At 69.7% G+C, this 19,346-nt stretch carries 18 protein-coding genes; 9 read left to right on the top strand and 9 right to left on the bottom strand.

The genetic code is table 11. From position 1 onward, the window contains the following. Positions 1-71: 71 nt before the first annotated feature. The 7 genes from HA073_RS28415 to HA073_RS28445 form a co-directional block, all read right to left on the bottom strand. The gene (locus tag HA073_RS28415; protein ID WP_104113266.1) at positions 72-767 is read right to left on the bottom strand and encodes a hypothetical protein; all 696 of its coding nucleotides are present in this window, start codon (positions 765-767) and stop codon (positions 72-74) included. A gap of 308 nt (positions 768-1,075) precedes the next feature. Beyond that, a complete protein-coding gene (locus HA073_RS28420; protein WP_205798871.1) occupies positions 1,076-1,927 on the bottom strand; it encodes a replication-relaxation family protein in 852 nt (283 codons plus the stop codon). Between the two features lie 202 nt (positions 1,928-2,129). Beyond that, complete coding sequence (locus HA073_RS28425; protein WP_166457699.1) at positions 2,130-4,595, bottom strand: type IV secretory system conjugative DNA transfer family protein; 2,466 nt, start codon at positions 4,593-4,595, stop codon at positions 2,130-2,132. Next, positions 4,592-6,343: a VirB4 family type IV secretion system protein gene (locus tag HA073_RS28430; protein ID WP_166457700.1), complete on the bottom strand. Its 1,752-nt coding sequence runs from the start codon at positions 6,341-6,343 to the stop codon at positions 4,592-4,594. The genes HA073_RS28425 and HA073_RS28430 overlap by 4 nt, the downstream gene beginning before the upstream one ends. Further along, on the bottom strand, positions 6,340-7,233 hold the full coding sequence (locus HA073_RS28435) for a PrgI family protein (RefSeq protein ID WP_166457701.1): 894 nt from the start codon (positions 7,231-7,233) through the stop codon (positions 6,340-6,342). The genes HA073_RS28430 and HA073_RS28435 overlap by 4 nt, the downstream gene beginning before the upstream one ends. Before the next feature lie 3 nt (positions 7,234-7,236). Continuing rightward, complete coding sequence (locus tag HA073_RS28440; protein ID WP_166457702.1) at positions 7,237-8,217, bottom strand: conjugal transfer protein TrbL family protein; 981 nt, start codon at positions 8,215-8,217, stop codon at positions 7,237-7,239. 2 nt (positions 8,218-8,219) lie between these two features. Then, positions 8,220-8,510 carry a pilin gene (locus HA073_RS28445; RefSeq protein WP_166457703.1) on the bottom strand — a complete coding sequence of 97 codons (291 nt, stop codon included), beginning with the start codon at positions 8,508-8,510 and terminating at the stop codon, positions 8,220-8,222. Between the two features lie 456 nt (positions 8,511-8,966). On the opposite strand from HA073_RS28445, the gene HA073_RS28450 reads away from it, so the two are divergent. Next, positions 8,967-9,290 carry a hypothetical protein gene (locus tag HA073_RS28450; RefSeq protein WP_166457704.1) on the top strand — a complete coding sequence of 108 codons (324 nt, stop codon included), beginning with the start codon at positions 8,967-8,969 and terminating at the stop codon, positions 9,288-9,290. A gap of 369 nt (positions 9,291-9,659) precedes the next feature. Beyond that, a complete protein-coding gene (locus HA073_RS28455) occupies positions 9,660-10,526 on the top strand; it encodes a hypothetical protein (protein ID WP_166457705.1) in 867 nt (288 codons plus the stop codon). 349 nt (positions 10,527-10,875) lie between these two features. Here the strand turns inward: HA073_RS28455 and HA073_RS28460 are convergent, their stop codons facing one another. Then, positions 10,876-11,442, bottom strand: coding sequence for a hypothetical protein (locus tag HA073_RS28460; protein WP_166457706.1), 567 nt, complete (start codon positions 11,440-11,442; stop codon positions 10,876-10,878). 151 nt (positions 11,443-11,593) lie between these two features. Continuing rightward, the gene (locus HA073_RS28465; protein ID WP_166457707.1) at positions 11,594-12,361 is read right to left on the bottom strand and encodes a hypothetical protein; all 768 of its coding nucleotides are present in this window, start codon (positions 12,359-12,361) and stop codon (positions 11,594-11,596) included. A gap of 280 nt (positions 12,362-12,641) precedes the next feature. Here HA073_RS28465 and HA073_RS28470 point away from each other — a divergent pair, with 280 nt between their 5' ends. From HA073_RS28470 to HA073_RS28500, 7 genes are all read left to right on the top strand, one after another. Continuing rightward, a complete protein-coding gene (locus HA073_RS28470; protein WP_205798872.1) occupies positions 12,642-13,217 on the top strand; it encodes a hypothetical protein in 576 nt (191 codons plus the stop codon). Further along, complete coding sequence (locus tag HA073_RS28475; protein WP_166457708.1) at positions 13,210-14,052, top strand: TRM11 family methyltransferase; 843 nt, start codon at positions 13,210-13,212, stop codon at positions 14,050-14,052. Before HA073_RS28470 ends, HA073_RS28475 begins: the two co-directional genes overlap by 8 nt. A 405-nt stretch (positions 14,053-14,457) precedes the next feature. After that, positions 14,458-15,504: a DUF4192 domain-containing protein gene (locus tag HA073_RS28480; protein WP_309228069.1), complete on the top strand. Its 1,047-nt coding sequence runs from the start codon at positions 14,458-14,460 to the stop codon at positions 15,502-15,504. A 5-nt stretch (positions 15,505-15,509) separates the two neighbouring features. Further along, the gene (locus HA073_RS28485; protein ID WP_166457709.1) at positions 15,510-15,968 is read left to right on the top strand and encodes a hypothetical protein; all 459 of its coding nucleotides are present in this window, start codon (positions 15,510-15,512) and stop codon (positions 15,966-15,968) included. Between the two features lie 223 nt (positions 15,969-16,191). After that, the gene (locus tag HA073_RS28490; RefSeq protein WP_166457710.1) at positions 16,192-16,470 is read left to right on the top strand and encodes a hypothetical protein; all 279 of its coding nucleotides are present in this window, start codon (positions 16,192-16,194) and stop codon (positions 16,468-16,470) included. Between the two features lie 242 nt (positions 16,471-16,712). Further along, a complete protein-coding gene (locus HA073_RS28495; protein ID WP_309228070.1) occupies positions 16,713-17,396 on the top strand; it encodes a GGDEF domain-containing protein in 684 nt (227 codons plus the stop codon). Continuing rightward, entirely contained in the window at positions 17,393-18,697 is a 1,305-nt protein-coding gene (locus HA073_RS28500; RefSeq protein ID WP_166457711.1) for a hypothetical protein, read from the top strand. Before HA073_RS28495 ends, HA073_RS28500 begins: the two co-directional genes overlap by 4 nt. Positions 18,698-19,346 lie beyond the last annotated feature (649 nt).

The raw sequence follows: 19,346 nt of genomic DNA on the forward strand, positions 1-19,346 counted from the left end.
ACGGTGGGGACATGGCGAAGGCCGGTCGCAGCAGGGCTGCGACCGGCCTCGGTGTTTCGGGTCGGGGGGTGTCAGGCGATGGTGACGGCGCACAGCCGCGCGCGTGGGTCGAGGCTGCGCAGGTAGGCGCAGGCGTCGTTGAGGAAGCGGAACCGGTCGGCGACGGAGCCGCCTGCCGGGGTGAGGAGGCGACCGTCGGTGGTGATCAGCGCGTCGCCGACCAGGGCGATGCGCCAGTGCAGGCCGGTGTAGGTGGCTTCGCCGGCTTGGTAGGCGGGCAGTTCGTATGGGTCGAGGTGGTGGGCGAGCATCGCCAGGACGCGGGGTTGCTGCTCGAAGCGTCGGCGGGCCTCGTGGGCGCTGACCTTGGCGGGGTCGGTGTGGTGCTGGGCGAGGTAGTCCTCGAAAGGCCGGGCCGGGGGAGTGGTCGCGGCGACGTGGGTGTGCCAGGTGCGCCAGCGCAGGGCGGCGTTGTGTGCGGCGGTGGCGGCGGTGCCGGTCAGGTCGAGGCGGCTCTTGCGGCCGCCGGCGGCGATGGTGATCGCGCCGAAGCGGCGGGCGGCGTCGAGCAGGTAGTAGCCGATGAAGCGGGTCAGCCAGCCGATGAGGCGGCGGTGTCGGACGCGGTAGCGGCGCGACGGCGTGCCGTTGGCTTGCAGGAGGTCGTGGACCTTTTCGGAGGCGGCGAACCAGTCGGCGTCCTGGCCGGGGGCGAAGCAGACGGTGATGACCTGGTCGGTGAGGGATGTGTTGGTGGGTGCGGGCATGACGGGGTGCTCCCTTCGCGAAGGCGCGGTTCGACTGCGGGTGTGGTGGTGCCACCGGGATGCGGCGTCTGTGGCGGAGTGCTGCCGGGAATGGCGCGGGGCGGGGTCACGGGGCCGACCGGATGGTGGGCTGAGGGGTGACCTGCTGGCGCGGGCAGATCCGGGGAGAACAGACGGGCTGCGGTGCGAACAAAAGAGAAGAAGCTGCACCGTAGCGTCGTGACCTGACAGCACGCCCTCGACCAGTAATCGTGATCATGCGCTTCACCTGCGTTGACAGGTTCCGGCGGGTCGGCTGACAGGTCGTGTCAGAGGACGAAGACTCCGTCGTCGAAGTTGGGGTTGTCCGCCACCGGCTGACCGTGGTCGGTGGGTAGCTGCGCGAGCCCGACTCGGCCGGTGGCGCCGACCGGCAGCCACACCGCTTCGGCTGGGTCCGTCTCGTGGGTGGCGGTGGCGACGAGGACGTCGCCGCGTCGCCCGCGTAGGAGCCGGTGCAGGTGTTCCTCCCGGGCGGCGCTGCCGAGCCAGAACAGCACCGGGTACCGGATGCCGACGCGTCGGGTCAGGGTGGCGTAGCGGTCGAGTTTGCCGATCAGCCGGCCCAGCGGCTCGGTGCCGGTGTCGGCCTCCAGCCAGAACCCGACGCTGGCGCCGGCGGCGGTCCAGATGCCGTGGCCGTCGGCGGTGATGGTGCGGAACTGCCGGGTGGTGGTGCGCTCCGACCACCACCGGTCCAGGCGCGCCTCGGGCTGGCGCCGGGTGTGGGTCTTGAGCCGGACGAAGAACTCGTTGACGGTGAGCAGGTGGGTCAGGGTCGGGCTGGCCGACACCCGTTGCACGGCTTGCCGGCTCGCCCGGGCGGTCGGCTCGGGGCGTTCGTGGGCGGCGGCCTGGAACCGACGCCCGTTGTGGCCGAGGGTCCAGTGCCACGGCTGGCTGCCGCCGCCGGTGCGCGCGAACCGGAACCGGTCCAGCAGGTCCAGCCCGTACAGCTCGCTGAGGCGGATCTGGCAGGTGCGTCGGGCCAGGAAGAACATCTGGTGGATCTGATCGGTGGTCAGGACCTGATGGTCGTCGAGGAGGTGGAGCAGCTGCCGGTCCCGGCTGGTGATGTGCGGGTAGATGGCCAGCAGGTCAGCAGAGCGTGATTGCGACATGGGTACCCCTGCGGAGAGAGTCCCGGTAGGGAGTCTGGACGAGTTGATCTCGCGGACAGGCTGACGGCGGGCCGGGTATGGGCAGTTCAGGTGCCTGACAGGTCGGCGGGCCAGGGCTCGGGTGAGGTCTCGTCTCGCCGACACCCCCAAGCGAGCCCTCACCCCAGCACCCAGACGAGGCCCGAAACGAGCAGGCCTTTGCTCAGCGCTCGCGGCCGGCCATGCGCCGTTTCATCGCCGAGCGGGCGACCTGCTGCATCGGCGGCTCACCGTCGGCGCGGCGGTGCGCGGCGGCGCACTCCTGACGGATCGCGGTCGCCTCACCTACGAGGTCCGCCGGCGGGTTGGTGGTGAACGTGAACGCAGGCAGCTCCCGGTTGCCGACCAGCAGCCGCGCGGCGGCGGTGTAGACGTCGAGGTGGGCGAGGTCGTGCTCGTCGAGCTCCGGTCTGGTGTGGCGCGACAGTTCCCGGGCGTCGGCCGGGTCGACGTTGAAGAACAGCTTCGACCGGGCGTTGGCGGACACTGCTGCGGCGACATCCTTCGGGAGCTGCGCCAGGTCCTGGTGCGCCAGCACCAGACCCAGCCGGAACCCTCGCGCCTCGGCCAGCATGTCCCCGACCGAGCCGGGCAGGGTCAGGAAGTTCTGACACTCGTCGACGTACAGCACGGCGTCGCGGCGCTGGTCCTCCGGGATGCTGGCGCGGGCGATGGCGGCCTGCCAGACGCGGGCGACGATCAGCGAGCCCAGGATCCTCGTCGTCTCCTCGCCGAGCACCCCCTTGGGTAGCCGGCACAGCAGCACCCCACCGTCGAGGACCCGGCCCATGTCGAACGAGCTGTGCGCGTTGCCGATGACCGACTTGACGAAGTCGCGCAGCAAAAAAGCGCGTAGCCGGGCCAGGACGGGGGCGATGACCTGCCCGCGGAACTGCTCGTTGATGCCGTCGTACCAGACCCAGAACCCGCCGAGACCGTCCGGGTCGTCCAGGCCGTGGGTGAACCGGGCCCGGAAGTCCTTGTCCTGCAACAGCGACGGCACGAGGCTCAGCGTCGGTTTGGCGTGGCGCATCAGCGTCAGGCACGCCACCCGCATCGTGTCGTCCATCCGCGGCCCCCACTGCCCTTGGAAGATCTTCGCGAAGATCCCCACCAGGTTGTCCACCGCCAGGTGCGGGTCTCCCCGGTCATCGAGCGGGTTGAAGCAGCCGGGGTTCTCCTGGTCCGGGTCGATGATCACGATCTTGCCGGCCTGGGAGGCGGGGAGCCGGTCGAGGATGTCGGTGATCAGGTCTCCGCGCGGGTCGATGACCACCGTGCCGCGGCCGGCTTTGATGTCGCCGAGGATCATGTTCAGCAGCAGCGTGGACTTCCCGACGCCGGTCTTGCCGACCACGTGCACGTGCTGGCGGGCGTCGGTGACGGTCAACCCGACCTTGTGGCGGCCGATTTGCGCGCGGCCGAGCATCTTGACTCCACGCCCACCGCCGGGGACCTGCACGGGCGCCGGCACAGCCTTGGCTCGGGCGCGGTCGAGGCCGGGCACGGCGAGGTCTTGCGGCAGCGCGGCGAGGGCCGCGAGTTCCGCCACGGTGGCCAGGAACCCCCGCCGTAACCGCCGCCCGGCGAGGGTGGAGACCGGGTGGGGCATCTTCATGCGCCGCAGCCGGTTCGGGCCCGTGTACGTGGCGGCGGCCGAGGCGATGGTGTGCCCCAGCCCGATCAGCCGCTCGCGGGTGCGCTTGGCCCGCCCCGCATCCGGTGGTGTGGTGTCCGGGTCGCGGGCGACGGCGAACCGGACCGCGATCTCGAAGTGCGGTACCCGCACCGCCTTGTCCACGACCGTGCGGGCCTCTGCCGCGGCCACCGGATCTCGCTCGGCCACCCGACCCACCACAGTCGAGCCGCGCGACGGCCTGGACGGGCCGGTTGTGAACACGTCGAGCAGCCACAGCAGCGGCTCGACGGCCAGCCTCGCCATACCCGACACCGCCCGCGCGGCCAGATCCGGCCGCCCGTGCGGGTGGGTGGCGGCGGTTGCCGCCGCCCTTCGGGCGGCGCGGACCCGGCGGGCTCGCGCCGGCCGGGCGAGGACCTGCACGCAGGCGTGCTCGCGGGGGCCGACCTCGGCGCCGGCGGCGAGCAGCGCCCGCAGCGGATCGGTGTCGTGGTCGCTGCGCAGCGGCAGCCCATCGAGGTGCTGCGGCCAGTGCGCCCCACCCACCCCCTCACCGACCTGCGGCGGGATCGGCGCGGCGGCATCTGTGGTGGTGATGGTGGCGGCGGGCCAGGCCGCGCGGACGGCGGCCTCGACCGCGCCGGGCGGCACCGTGCCGGGCACCCAGACCCGGATGGTCAGCGCGCGGCCGGTCCACGTGTACTCCCAGCCGACATGCGGGTAGCCGAACACCCGGCGGCGCCACACCGACGGCGTGAGGACGCCGGTGAGGGTGGTCCAGAACGCTGCGGCGGCCTCGGCGGTGACCTGCGGTGGGGCGGCGACGGTCAGCCATCGCGCGCCGGCGGTGAACCGCCGGTGCCGCCAGGCGAGCATCTGGTCATGCCCGAACACCGCCGCGACAACGATCGCGGCAGCGACGAAGGCCAGCCACGGCCGGGCGAGCACCCAATGCCCCATCTCGGCGGCCCAGCCCGGGGTGGCGGTCACTCGGTCTCCCCGATGCCCGTGACGGCGATCGTGTGCTCCGCGGCCGACCCGACGCTGCGGAACGGGATCCGCGACCTGCCCGCGACGAGCAACCCCTCGCCCCGGGGCGCGACCAGCAGCAGCCGCGCCTCACCCGCGGTGAGGTTGAACGCCTCCACCACAGCGTCGATCGACTGGGTGCTCTGGCGCATCAGCACCTGCGTCGCGGCGTTGGACACCACGGCGAGCCCCAGGGCGGTCGACAGCACATCCGCCGCGTCCTGCGTGACGACGCACAACCCCGCCGACCTCTTGCGGGCCGCCTTCGCCATCCGGAACAGGAACCGCGCGCCTTCACCGTCGCGCATCAGCAGCCACGCCTCATCCACCACCACCAGATGCCGACCCCGGCTAGTGCCGGCCGGCGGGGTGTCGATGCCCGACCAGATCGAGTCGAGCGCCATCAGCGTGCCGATGGTCCGCAGCTCGTCGGGCAAATGTCGCAGCGACCAGACCACCAGGTGCCCGTGCGGGACCGTGGTGGTGGGCCCGTCGAACAGGCCGGCGAAGTTCCCAACCGTCCAGGGAGCGAGCCGGGCGGCCAGCTGCCCGGCGGCCGGGTCCCCGTCCCCGGCGAGCACCTCGGCCAGGTCACGCAGCAGGGGAGCGGGCTTCGTCCAGGTGCCCGGGTCGGCGTTGATGCCGGCGCGGGCGTAGGTCGCGGTGATGGCCCGGTCCAGGGCGGCGCGTTCGGCCGGCGGCGGGGCCGCGCCTAGCATGACCGCGATCAGCGTATGCAGGTACAGGCCGCGTCGGGTGAGCGTGTCCGGCCGCCGGTCGTCGGGCAGGTCGAGCGGGTTGATGCGCACCCCCGGCAGGCCCAGCTGCACGACCGTGCCGCCGACGTGGTCGGCCAACGGGGTGTACTCGTCCTCAGGGTCGATGACGCTGACGGTCGTGCCCTGATACAGGTTGCGCAGGACGTCGAGCTTGACGAAGTAGCTCTTGCCCGCCCCGGAGCGGGCGAGGACGACCGAGTTGTGGTTGTCCTGCGCCCACCGGTTCCACACCAGCACCCCGTTGGAGGTCGTGTTGACCCCGTACAACACCCCCTCCGCAGGGGCTATGTCGCCGGGTGTGGGGGCGGGGAGGTCCGGCGAGGCGAGGGGAAACGCCGCCGCGAGAGCGGTGGTGTCCAGCACGCGGCGCATCCGCAGCGGGTCCACCCCGACCGGCAGCGTCGAGAGCCAGCCCTGCTGGTGGCGGAACGTCGCCGGCTGCAGGTCCAGCAGCACACTCGCCGCAGCGGACTTCACGCCCGCGGTGAGGGTGGCGAGGTCGTCGAGGGTGCGGGCGTGCAGGGTGACGTAGATGCCGACCTCGAACAGCTTCGCCGCCCCGCGGGCGACACGCTCAGCCAGATCGGCGGCATCGGCTGCGGCGGCCTCGACCATCGGATCGCCCAGCCGCCCGGCGTCGGCGTCGAGCCGACGCGAGGATTCGAGGCGGGCGCGTTGCCGCTTCAGCATCGGCGCGGCCAACTGCGGCACCACCGGGTCCAGGTGCACCGCGACGTCGACGCGTCCCGGGTAGGACAGCAGCGGGTCGAGCCACGCCGGGCCGACCTCCGCCGGGTAGCCGCACACGACGTAGGTGGCGGCGTAACCGTCACCAACCCGCACATGCGACGGGGTAAGCGACAACGCGGCCGGCGACGGCATGCCCTCTACGCCTCGGACACTCTTCTTGGGGATTTTCCACAGGTTCATGTGCTGCTCCGCAGAGTGATGGGGACGCCGGGCACCGCGCGCGGGCCGGGCACCGGTGGGGAGAACGGGTCGACCGCGCCCGCGAGCGCGGCGCACACCGCAGACCCGTCCAACACGGCGGCGTGCACGCCGAGCCCGGACAACGCCCGCACGGCGGTGTCGCCGGCGCGCGCGCCGGTGACGACCGCCAGGACCTGCCGGCGCAACGGATCACGCTCACCGTCGAGCTCCAGCAAGAATTGGGCGTGGTCTGCGGCGGCGGCCTGCAGCGCCGGGTGCGGCAGGCGCCGCGCGTGATCGGCGACGGCCTGCGCATGGGCGCTGAGGTCGTGGCGCTGCGCGGCCACGACGATCTGCGCCGGCCCGGTCAAGCCGTTGAGGAACCGGCCGAACCCGTCCAGCAACGCGCCCTGCTCCCCGCCGGTGCGCAGGTGAATGTTGGTGGTGCCGCAGGCGATCACCACCTTCTCGCTGCCCCCGCTGGTGAGCACACCAGCAGGGCTGACCGCCGTCACCGGCGACCGCAACAGCGCCGGCACAATCGGCTTCCCCTCCACGGCCGCGCCCGGGACCGCGCGGGCCGCGCCGGGTGTCAGCACACGAGGGCTGTGAGAGAGCGTGAAGGCGTGCCGCAGCCACACGTCCAAAGACAGGCCGTCGCGGCGCCCGAGCGCCACCACGACCGCGACAGCAAACACGACAGCACCAACGGTGAGCCACACGGGCCGCGGCAGCAGATGCCCGAACGAACGGTAGACACCGGCAGCGGCCAAGCCGACGCCGCCGATGATGCCGAGCTGACGGAAGGTGAGCCCGAAAGCGACCCGGTCCGGCTCGTTGACGTTGGCCGGCACCACCGCACGCGGCGCCACATCATCCAGATTGTCCATTGATCACTCCGGGCTGGGGTAGACGCCAGGCATGTGGCGGTAGGGCGGTCGGATGGGGTTGCTCGACGCCAGCGGCGTGCGCCGGACCGGGGCGGCTCTGAGTCGGCCCAGGTTGCGGGTCATCCCCTGCAGGGCCACCGTTCGCAGGACGACGCCGCCGATGCCGACGCTGCGGCCCTGCTGACCGGAGAACCGCCGCACCAGGCTCGGAACCTTGACCGTCGTCCACAGCACGACGACCACGAGCAGCAGGTTCAGGGTGTCGGAGCCAGGCAGGCCGAGCAGGACCGGCAGGTTCCCCCGCGGATCGATCACCAGGTTGACGCCGGCCGAGAACGTGACCGCCTGGATCGTCGGGGTGGCCAAACAGCCCAGCACCGACCGCCACCACAACTGCGCGACCCCCTCGGTCCAGGGCGTCGCGTGGCAGGCCAGGGCCACCGGCGCGACACCGGCCAACACGACCAGCACCGCGATGCGGGTCAGCCAGCCGCCGACGAGCAGGAACATCAGCACCACGATCAGCAGCCCGATGATCAGCATCAGCAGACCAGAACTCGGATCACCCACCGCGGAAGCGAGCCGCGCTTTGACGAACGTGACCGCCTCGGTCGTCGGAGCGTCCACCCCGGCCAACGACGTGGTCAACGCGTTCGCCACCTCGATGAGCACACCGGTCAACGGAACCGCGAACGCCGACAGGACCATCCCAACCACGAGCCGCGGCACGAGCTGCTTGACCGTGTAGCGGGTCTCGACGGAGTCGCCCAACATGACCGCGGCGCCCGCGGCGACGATCGCGAGAATGAAGCAGGCGTCGACCACGAGGGCGCTCTTCCCGGCGATCGACTGCACCTGCGGCAGCCCGGTCACATCCGGCGACACGAAGATCGAGGACGTCAGGAAAGCCAGCAGCCCGCCAAGGAGATCGATCACCCGTTCCGCGAGCCAGCGGACCAGATCGTTCATCAACCAGGTGGTCATCCTCAGCCGCCGAGGATGCCCTGCAAAACCTGCAGGATCACCGGGGCCAACACCGCCAAGGCGTAGCCGACCAACGCGGACTTGAAGTTGCCCTTGGCCTGCTCGACCTGGGCCGGGTCACCGCCGGCGGCCATGTACCGCAGACCACCGATGACCAGGAACATCGTCGCGACCAACGCGATGATGCCCATGATCCAGCCAGTGATGTTGGAGATGACCTGATTGACGGAATTGACCGCTACCGGCTGTGGCGCGGCGGCGATCTCTGACAGGACGGACAGCGTCAGATGCATGACGGCACTCCAGAACAGTTCTGTGTGCCGCCCGGCGGGGATCTCGGGGAGACCGGTGTGAGTCGGTGGGGGCGCTCCTCCCTTGCGGTCTAGCGCAGGGATCGCGGTGTCAGTACGCCACGCCAGCCATGCCGAACTCACCTCAGGCCTCGCCGCGCGACCCCCGCCGGGCGGGCATGCCATGTCGGACATGCACCGCCCAGAACTGCGCTGTCAGACAGATCGAACCCGCCTGTCGCCTGTCACGCCCTGACACGACCAGTCAGCGAGCGGCGAACATTCGACCCCTGGCTCTGCTCGGGCCGGCCAGCGCCGGTCCAGCGCACCCTGCTGATGCGCCTACAACGCACTGAACTGGCCGATGAGAGTGCGCCCTTCTCCTACCGGAGAATTGGCTCACTGGCTAGCGGTAATCCGTTGGATCCGCACAGACATGGACTCCCCTAAGGTGCGTCTATGGCTCGCGACTACACCTCGGACGGCACCTACTGGACCGTCCGCAAGGTCGGCAAGGTCTACTGGGTCGTCCGCATCGACAACAACAACAGCGACTACCGCTGGGCCGAGATCTGGGGCGGCTACTACCGCGCCGGTGCAGCAGGCGGCGCTGCAGCGGAGCTTGCTTACAACCAGGGCAAGCGGGACGTGGCGCAGCAGCTGAAAGCAAGCCTGCACGGCGCGCTCGACTCGGTCGGCCTGGGAGCGCCGAAACCGGCACCGGTACAGCCGGATGCAGCAAAGATTGTGCCCGGTGATGATGAGGACTCGGACGATGAGTAGGGAGATCGCCCCTCGTCCCAAGCTCTGGGTGCAAACCGGGAGGTAACGACCCATCCGGCGTGTCGTTGTCTTTATGGTCGATGCCCTGTCGCTATGGTCTGTGCGCCCGAACGGTGTCGCGTACCGCCCCAATCCAGCCGCAGGTCAGACGGCGGAAGGCCGCTGGCCTGCGGAAGCTTCTGGTCCTGGTGACACGACTCCTCGCGCTGTCGGGACACGTCGGTCCTGGTCAACCCGAAGATTCGTAGCCCAGGGCCGTGCGGCAGCTGCGGAACTCCGGCATCCTGGGCGATGTTGTAAGTGGCCCTGATGCTGGACAGTGGCGGGGCATCCGGAACAGCAGGGGGTAGCCCGGTGACGGAGGAAGCTGTGGACGTTCTCGCGCTCGCGTACGCCCAACGGCAGCTGATCGTCGTGCAGCGTGACGAGGAGATCCTGGCTCATCGCCGGCGGCCCGCCGCTGCCTCCGGATCGGACCAGACCGTCGCCGTGACCAGCGACAAGGATTCAAAGAACGACGGCTTTTCCTTTCCCCTTCACCTTTTCCTGACCCGCCCAGCGGTAGCCCTGGCGGTCGCCGGTGCAGTGGCCGCGGTTGGTGCAGCGGTGGCACTGAAGCAGTCGTCGTCGCCAGGCTCCAGTGCGCGCCGAGTGCTTCGGCTGCGCACAGCAGAGATCGCTGGCCTGCAACTGCCGCTCGGGCATCCGCTGTTCGACACGGTCTACGTCGGGCACCCGGCCCGGCCTGCTGCCTATTATCCGCTCGCCGATTTTCACCGGCGGGCCTTTGAACACAAGTTCAGTGAGGCTTTGCGGCTGGTAACCAGCCTTGGTGCGACCTCCATCAAGGTTTCGGCGGTGCAGGGATGGGGACGGGAGTTCTCGGCCGGCCTTCGGGTGGCTTTGCCGGCTGCGGACAGCGTCGGCGCAAAGGTAGCGAACCAGGAGTCTCGCAATCGCGAGTTCCTGTACTCGGCCGAGCTCGACGGGTCGGCCGAACCGGTTATCCCGCCGGATCTGGTTTGGTACCCGCACGAGGACGCCTGGCAGGAGATCGCCCGGCAGCGGATCAAGCACGGGCTGCGGTCGTTTGAGCTGCAGGTGACCTATAAGGACGACTTCTCGGTGACCAGCGAGCTGGCCGCTGACGTGTCGAAGGCGAACTTCAAGCTCGGCGGCGAGTTTCAGCGGCAGCAGTCGACCATCTGGGCGATCAATGGGACGTTCGCGCAGTGAGTGGGTGTCTTTAGAGGGGTGTAATTCGGGCTTGTCGTCGTTGCTGGCGGCAGGCTAGTTCACCACGGGTGCGACGGCGCAGCATCTGATCGATCGCGGGCACTGCGGGACTCAGCCGGAGGGTCGAGTGCCGACGGGTGCTTCCCTACTGCGCCGGGAGAATTGACGCCGATCTCACACCCCGACCGAAGCGCTCATCTGCCGCCGTCCGTGCGCGTCAGCCGCGCGCCCCTCACCACGGGTGGTCGGCCCTTCGCGACACTTGGGCATCTTGAACTGCCGATGAGCGTGCACCGTCCCGCTTACCTCTCGGATCTCCGGAGACGGCCGACGGTGCGGTGTGTGCCTATCAGATGGGTTGTGTGTCCCACCAGCGCGGCAGGTCGACGTCCGGCGCTTCCGGGTTGGTGAAGTGGAACGGCACGCCGACATGTCGCGCGACAGCCTGGCCCTGCTCGATCGCCTGTTGTGCCTCCGGCCAGGGCGGTACCTGCCCGGTGAAAAGGCGGATGTCTCCGCCGTGTCGTAGCACCGTCAGCGGCACCTCATCGAAGCGATCGTGGTGTCGGCCCGGTCGGCTCACGATCGCCACCAGGACGACGAACCAGCCCTGTGTGTCGCCGTCCCAAAAGGCTTCGACGGCGAGGATTGGTGCGGTGATGGCGTCCGCCTTCTCGATCAGCTGCGCGGTCGTCGGTGGCGGTGGCTCGGGCTCGAGGAGACCCTGCCGGCCCAGCTCGGCGCGTCGTTCGATCAGCAGATCCTGCGTCTCGTACAGGCCGGGCGGCAGGTGCAGTCCGCCTTCCTGGCGCAGGAGGACGACCGCCTGGATCAGTCGACGCGCGCACAGCAAGTCGTCCATCTGCTTCAGCAACTGCGGATCGATCGCGTTCCACCAGGCGTTGGTCGCAAGCATCTCGCCATTATCGTCGGGCGGCGTCAACGCCGACGGACAAGCCATGACCCGGCATCCGCATCTGCCGCCCACCGCGCGGAAGAGGCGTGGGTTGGCTCCATGCGGGGTTCATGCCGCTGGCGCCCCGTCCCGGAGGGTTCGATAGCCGTGGTCAGTGCCTGTGAGCTCGGTAGCCGGAAGGACTCGGGCCGGACAGGTCGCCCCGGCTGACAGCGGCGGCCACGAGGTGCTCGGCGCGACGCCGGCGCATCCGCAGTGCAGGTGCGGTCACGCCTTGCTCGCTGGCCAAGTGCTCGATCAGGGTGTCGCCGAAACGGGTCGCGCTGATCAGTTCGGCGGTGTCGGGGGTGATCAGGCCGGCGGCAGCTGCCCGGCCGAGCAGCAGGTCAGGATGCCCGTAGGGCATTCTGGGTGTCCGCGAGCCGGTTGCGAGGTCGGGTGGCAGTTCCTCACCGTCGTAGACCTTGACGACCGCGACTGCGGCGCGCCAGGCGGCCCAGCACAGCCGGAGCCATAACCGCGGCGGCGCCAGGTCTGCGGTGCGGAGAGCGTCGAGGAAGCCAGCGAGGACTTCGGAGTCCACATCGTCGGCGTGCCTCGGCCTGCCGCGGCTGACCCGTGCCGCGAGCTGTGTCAGCGCGGGGAGCGCGACGCCGATCGCGCCTACGACCCAGGCCGGCCCCCACTCGCGGGCGTGGTGGGCCAGCTGTCGCCACAGCGCGTCGGTGGTGTCGCTGCTGTGATGCTCGCCCAGCAGCAACGTGCGTAGCTCGTCCAGCGGCAGTGGCCTGTCCGGCAGGCCTGGCACCGGCCGGGCGTCGAACATCAGCGGTGCGGGTTCGCAGGTCAGCAGTTCGAACGCCTTCTCGGCGGTGCTCAGCGCTGTGTCGGTCGGCGTTGCGTGCGTCGTTGGTGCCATGGTGAGGTCCTCTCGACCGAAGGACGTCGCCTTGGTGCGACGTTCCCGAGGCCCTCGATTGGGACAGCTCGACCTGACACCAGAGTTGGTTGTCAGGGGCGGACGGGTCGTGTCCGGCCCTGACAGGTTCACACACATCAGGGCGGGTCGTGCCTGCTGACCTGGTGCCGCTTGCCGTCGGGGTGACGGGTCCTGTCAGACCGGGGGTGGGTTCGATCGGCCTGTCAGCGCGGCCCTGGGAATCGTCAGTACGTCCGCCGGTCCGGGGGCCACCGTGCCTATGACCAACAAGAAGCCCCGTCGCGCACCCAATCCGGTAGGGGATGTGGTGCCCGGCGACCCGCCCGTGCCGATCACCGTGTGGCCGGTTCCTGCGCCGCAGGCGGGGGAGACCATGTCCAACGCGATGGGCGTGCGGCTGGTCCACAATCTCAGCCACCCATCCGATCTGATCATCGACTTGGCGGTGGGGCCGCAGTTGGCCCGCGCGATTATCGGCTCGCAGCGCCGTGCCCATCTGACTCTGGCGGGTCCCGGGAAGCGGGGTCCGGAGCGGGCAACGCTGATCGTCTCCGGCTGGCCGCCCCACGACGCTGCGGCGCCGGAGGCGTTCTTCACCCGCTGCCGCGCGAGTCTGCTGCCTGGTGGCTGCGTCGCGGTGCTGCTACCGCACGACGACGTTGTCATGCCTGTCGACGTGGTCGTCGCCGCCAAGCGCGCCGGACTGATGTATCTGCAGCACATCGTGGCCGCTGACCGACCGCCCCGGCGCGGCCTGCGCACGCACCTCGACATCCACACCGACGTGCTGATCCTGACCCGAGGCACCACGCAGCTCGGCGACGGCCATGGGTGACTCGCTTCCGATCACCTCGGTGTGGCTGACCTGCCAGATACCCGCCCGTGACCAGCGGCGGGGCCGATACGTTCCGACGACGTCGAGCCATCCGGCCAAGATGCTGCCCCACGCGGCCGCTCATGCCATCGCCACCTACAGCCGACCGGGGGACCTGGTGTTCGACCCGATGTGCGGGGTCGGGACCACCCTGGTCGAGGCCATGCACCTCGGCCGTCATGGACTCGGCATCGACATCGAACCCCGCTACACCGCCATCGCCGAGGCCAACATCGCTCTTGCCACGGGGCAGAACGCCCCCGGAACCGCGCGGGTGTTCAACGGCGACGCCACCGGACTGCTCGACCTAGTGCCCGCCACCATCGTCGGCCAAGTCGCCCTCGTGCTCACCTCACCGCCTTACGGACGCGGCACTCACGGACTTGTCCAGACGACGAGCGCCGGCGTGCGCAAGCGACACCACCACTACGGGGACCGGCACAGCGGCAACCTCGCCTACGGTGGTTGGTCGCGTCTGCTCGACGGGTTCGCCGCGATCCTTGCCGCCAGCTACCGGCTTCTGCGCCCTGGCGGGATCGTCGTGATCACCTGCCGGCCGGTGCGCCGCCAGCGCGACGACCTGATTGATCTGCCTGGCGAGCTGCTCACCGTCGCCCGGTCGGTTGGGCTGATTCCGGTGCAGCGGTGTGCGGCGATGCTCGCCGCTGTCCGCGACGGGCAGATCGTCCACCGGGCGAACATGTTCGTGCTGCTGGCTGTTCGCCGCGCCCGCGACGACGGCATTCCCATGCACTTGATCGCGCATGAGGACGTCCTCGTGCTACGGCGACCATAGACACCTCCGTGGAGCTGCCGGCATCGCGGCGGTTGGGCTGTCAGGGCCTGACAGATGGCCAGGTCTGACACGTCGGGCCCTGTCTGCGGGAGCCCGAATAGTCTGAGGGCTCCTTCATTTCTCTTCCTTTCGCGCTCGTCTGACGCCTCCGCGACGGCATCGCGCCCACCGCTTCGGTCGGCCGCCACCGCCAGCCTCAGAACGCCGCAATCTATCTAGTCCGCTCGCGCCTTTGGCGATCGGGCGCTCCATCCGTCGGTCAGGCGGCCACCACTCGGGTGGCCGCCGCTGCCGTCTGTCACCAGCCGGACGCCGCCGGCGGCACCACCAACCGGCATCAGGTCTACGCACCGCCGCCCGGCCACATGCCGTCGGCAATCCCATTCCCTCGACCCGAATCACATCGTGGAGGTCATCGTGTCGTTACCCGAGAACAAAGTGACAGTCCGTTCGCCAGCCGATCTGGCCGCCGCCGTGCCCTACCTCATCGGTTTTCACCCCAGCGACGGCAGCGCCGTCGTCATCGCCTGCAACGGCCGACGGATCGTCTTCGCCGCCCGCGGGGACCTGCCCACCGGCTCAGAGTACGCACACCAGCTGGACGCCTTCGCCGCTCAGCTCATCCCCGTCGTGCAGCGGCAACAGCCACTCACCCACGTGGTGATGATCGGCTACGGCACGCCGGACCCCATCGACCCGACGCTGCGCGCCCTCAGCGATGCCTTCGTCGCCGCCGGACTGCCCGTCCTCGACCTGCTGCGCATCGCCGGAGATCGCCTGTTCAGCCTCATCTGCGACAACCCCGCCTGCTGCCCGCCCCAGGGAACCCCCTTCGATCCCATCGCATCAACGGTCGCCGTCCGAGCGACCATCGCGGGCGTCGTCGTCCGACCCGACCGGGGGTCGGTCGCCGGCCAGATCACCCCGGTGAGCGGCGCCGCACGCGACGCCATCCAACGGGCCAGCCGCGGGGCGCACCTCCGACTAGAGGCATTGCGCGTCGCCGGCGGCGCCGCGATGTATGAGGCCGGTGAGCAGGCGGTCCGCGACGCGCTACGTCGACACGACGCGGGAGCGCGACTCACCGATGACGAGGTGGCGTGGCTGACCACTCTGCTGGTCGACCGGGACATCCAGGACCTCGCCGTCGGCCTCACCGAGCCACACAGCCGGCACGTCGACTTCTGGGCCGACATCACCCGCCGCGCCGACGAGCCACTCGTACCGGCGCCGGCCACCCTGCTCGCCGTCACTGCCTGGCGCTGCGGCGACGGTGTCCTCGCCGCCATGGCTGCCGAACACGCCCTCCACATCGACGGCAGCTACCAGTTCGCCGAGACGGTCCTTCAAGCCCTACAGGCCGGGGTGCCCCCGACCGTCGTCGAGGAAGTCCTCAACGACGTCGACTCCGAACCGCTCGCCCTGCCCGACGACCCGATGGAACAGGAGTAACGATCATGGATCCCGTTCGCGCCATCCTGCTGGCCCTCGCCCGTAGAGCAGAAGAAGCCCGGCTGTCCTGGTATGCCGAGCGTGCTGCCCTGCGCGCCCGCGGCGAAACACCCACCCACGGCAACGCGTGGCCTTACAGCGTCCAAGCCGACCTCTGCCTCATCACCGCCATCACCGCAGCCGACCTGCCCGCGAACTTCCGTCTCTACGACACCTCGCTGTCCCGAGACCCCCTCGCCGCAGCCGCGCAACTCCGCGAAGTCACCTCCGCCTACGACCACAGCGGCCCAATCGAGGCCGAACACGAAGCAGCCCGGCTGGCCTACAAGCAGGCCTTCGCCGAACCGCTCACCCCACAGGAACAGCACTACGTCGACCTGCTCGCCACTCTGCCCGCCGCACGCCGAGACAAAATCATCGAGGCGGCGGAGGAACGCATCCGACACGTCCGGCTTGAGCCCTAGCTCGCCGCGACGCCTGCCGCCAGGGAGGTCAGTCTCCCGTCGTGCCTATCGCAGTACGCGCCTGAAAGGCCTGAGCAGCGCCAGCCTCCGCAGGGGTCAAGAGCAGGGAAGCGCGGCACCGGAGAACCAGAGCCGCTGGCGGTCTCTGGGCGAGCCTTTGCGGCTAGCAGGCCGTCGTAGGCGTCGACTCGGCAACCTCGCGAAATCTCAACGAAAGGAACGGATGAGCCTCTACACCCTCATACCCAAACCGGGCTTCGACCGGTACACGATCCAGGTCGGCTGGAGCCCACACCGCACCTACGTCGCCACCCTCGTCGACTTCACCTGGGACCCGGTGACCGAACCCGATCGCCAACCCGACGTCATCCACCTCGGCCGGATCGAGACCATCCTCGACCCGGCCGAAGTGCTCTCGGCCCTTGAGCCCTACGCCGACATCCCCGCCGAGCTCCCGGCCAGACCCCGCGCCGACCAGGCCAAACACCCGATACGCCGCTGACAGCATCTCGCGACCAGTCACCTGGTGACGGGCTGCTGTCGTACCTGAAGTGCGGTGCGACGTCCCGCTGTCCGGCGCCGCCGGCCTGACCCTGGCCCGAACGCTCTCGCCACCAGTGCCGCGAGTCCTTGCATCAAGAACCGAAACCGGCCCGCCACTGGCGGGCCGTCGTCGTATCAAGACCCGGGACGCGCCGCCTCGAAACGTCCGCGTCCCGGGTTCTCCAACAAGGGAGGACCCCAGTGTCCCGACCACTGCTCATGATCGCCACCGCCGTGGTGGCCTACGCCCTGGGCCGGCTCACCGCCTGGCCGACCATCCACCGCCTACGCCACCAGCTCGCCGACACCCACCGCGCGATGCTTTACGACCCGCTCACCGGCATGCTCAACCGCGCCGGCCTCCGCGCCGTCCACGCCGCCCTCGCCGAACGAGCTCTCGCTCAGCCGATCACCGTCGCCCTGATCGACCTCGACGACTTCAAGCACGTCAACGACACCCACGGCCACGACCACGGCGATGACCTGCTCATTGCCATCGGCGACCGCATCGCCGACCTCGCCGCCGTCCACGGGGGCGCCGCCGCACGGCTCGCCGGCGACGAATACGCCGTCCTCCTACCCACCCACGCCGGCGACCCGGACCGCATCGCCGACACGCTCACGACGATCATCGCCGAGCCCGTCGCCCTCGGCACCGACGAGCACTCCGTCACCGCCAGCATCGGCCTAGCCCTCGTCGAAGCCACCGATCCACTCACCGACGTCGCGCTCCACCGGGCCGACGTCGCCATGTACCACGCCAAACGCAACGGGCGGAACCGTCACGCCACCTACCAGCCGGGCATGACCATGCCACCCGCACCCCACCGCCGCGGACCACGCCTGCGCGACCGCCGCCGCCCGATCGACGGAACCCCGGCATGACCACCCCGCCCGAAGAGATGGCCTGCCGCACCTGCCTGGTCCCGCTCAACACCCTCGGCACACCAGCCACCCACGTCCACCCGGCCCACCTCGCCACCGACGGACACACCCCCGCGCCCGTCCCGGTCAGCCAACTCGCCACCGTCCGCCGGACCTGCGACTTCTGCGGCGACCCCTACCCGACCTGGACGCTGCACGGCGCAAACGTCACCGCCGTCGCCATCGCCTCCACCGCCACCCTCGTGCAGAACTTCGGCGAGACGTGGGCAGCATGCGCCACCTGCCAAACCCACATCGACGACGGCCGCCCAGACCTGGTCGTCGACCGAGCCGTCCAAGCCCTCGACGTCGGCACCAACCCGGAAGTACGAGGGCGCATCCAGGAACTGCACCTGGCATTCCTCGCCGCCCGCCTCCCCAGCCGCACGCTCCTCACCACAACCCCCTGGCCAGCGGCATCCATCGCAGCCAAGGACCTGCCCAAGGTCCGCGACCGGCTCACCCACCTCTACCGAGGCAACGACGACCTTCCCGCTTCGCTCGGACTCACCGGAAGACGCGCCCAGGTCGCTGACGGACTCGACCAGTCGCGCCTGTACTGGATCGACGACGACTTCACCGACCTCGCCGAACACGCCGCCACCCAGCTCACCGCCCTCACCATCGGCCACGACCTCGGCCCGCCGGCCAACGTACTCATCACCTGGTCGCGGCCCGTGACCCAACACCAGATCACCGCCGCCTCCTGGACCTTGGCCACCGACGGCTGGCAGGTGGTCCTCTACCGCGCCATCGGGGCCGGACTCGAAGGCAAACCCCTGCAACGGCTCCGGGAGCAAGTCGGCTGGCTCGTACCCATGACGGCCGCCCACCTCACTGAGCAACATCTGATCGATGCCGACCACCCCGCAGCCGCCCTGTTCGCTACATGGCTGCTGATCACTCAGAAGGCCGCAGAGGTCGACGTCGCGAGAGTCGACAAAAACATCGTCAACGCCTATGCCCGTACGAAGCGGGACCAACCAGAGGTGCGCATCGTGCGGATCCGCGGCCGCCGCAGCCCGAGCGACGCAGCAGAGACGATGCCGGGGGAGCACGGCCGGCGTCAGAGTAGCCGGTTCTGGGTTTCCGGCCACTGGCGCAACCAAGCCTACGGCCCAGGCCGATCGCTTCGCCGCCCGGTCTACATCAATCCATTCCTGAAAGGGCCAGCCGAGTCCCCGGTGAAGACCAGTACCACCGTTCGCATGCTCAGGAGCCACAAACCGCAGGGTGAGGAGCCGACCCCGCGACCAGCGTGACCTGATGTCAGGTGGTGGCAGGGGCCCGTCCCCTGTCACCACCAACAGCAAGGGCCACCTCTGCGTACGGCCTCCACGGCGAGACCATCAACCGAAACGCACCAGGCGACTGAGCTGCGGAGGGCCAAGGACGCGCGCCGCCATGACACGGCGATGGTGACGCTCCTTCGTCCGGGCCCCGGACGAGTAGACGACTATGTTCACACCGAAGAGGTCACTGGTTCGATCCCAGTATCGCCCACCATGAGTATGTGCAGGTAGGAAGCCCGTCACCGGAGTCATAGGTAACGGGCTTCCGCGCTGTTGCCCCTAAATTGGGAGCAGATTGGGAGCAGGAGCTCCGTAGGGGGCAAGCCCGTTGATGGGCCCACCCTCTGGCTAGCGTAACGGTGACGCCGCCCAGGGCAGATAGTTAGGCGCGGCGCTCCCAACTGGTCGTTCCGTGCTGGAGTTGGCACGCGTAAGCGGAAGAGCCCGCTGGCCCAGCGGTGCCGAACACTCAGTTGGTCCGATGTAGCTCAAGGTGCTCGCGGCGGGATCCGGGCGAATAGTTTGGCGCGGAACCTGTGGTCAGCGCGAACGGCCGGCCACGCAGCAAGCCGGTTGGCTCGTCTGGGCATAGGCTCCCACCTAAGCCCGACAGAGTCGG

It is taken from the genome of Micromonospora sp. CMU55-4, assembly GCF_011602315.1.
GTDB lineage: Bacteria > Actinomycetota > Actinomycetes > Mycobacteriales > Micromonosporaceae > Micromonospora > Micromonospora chalcea.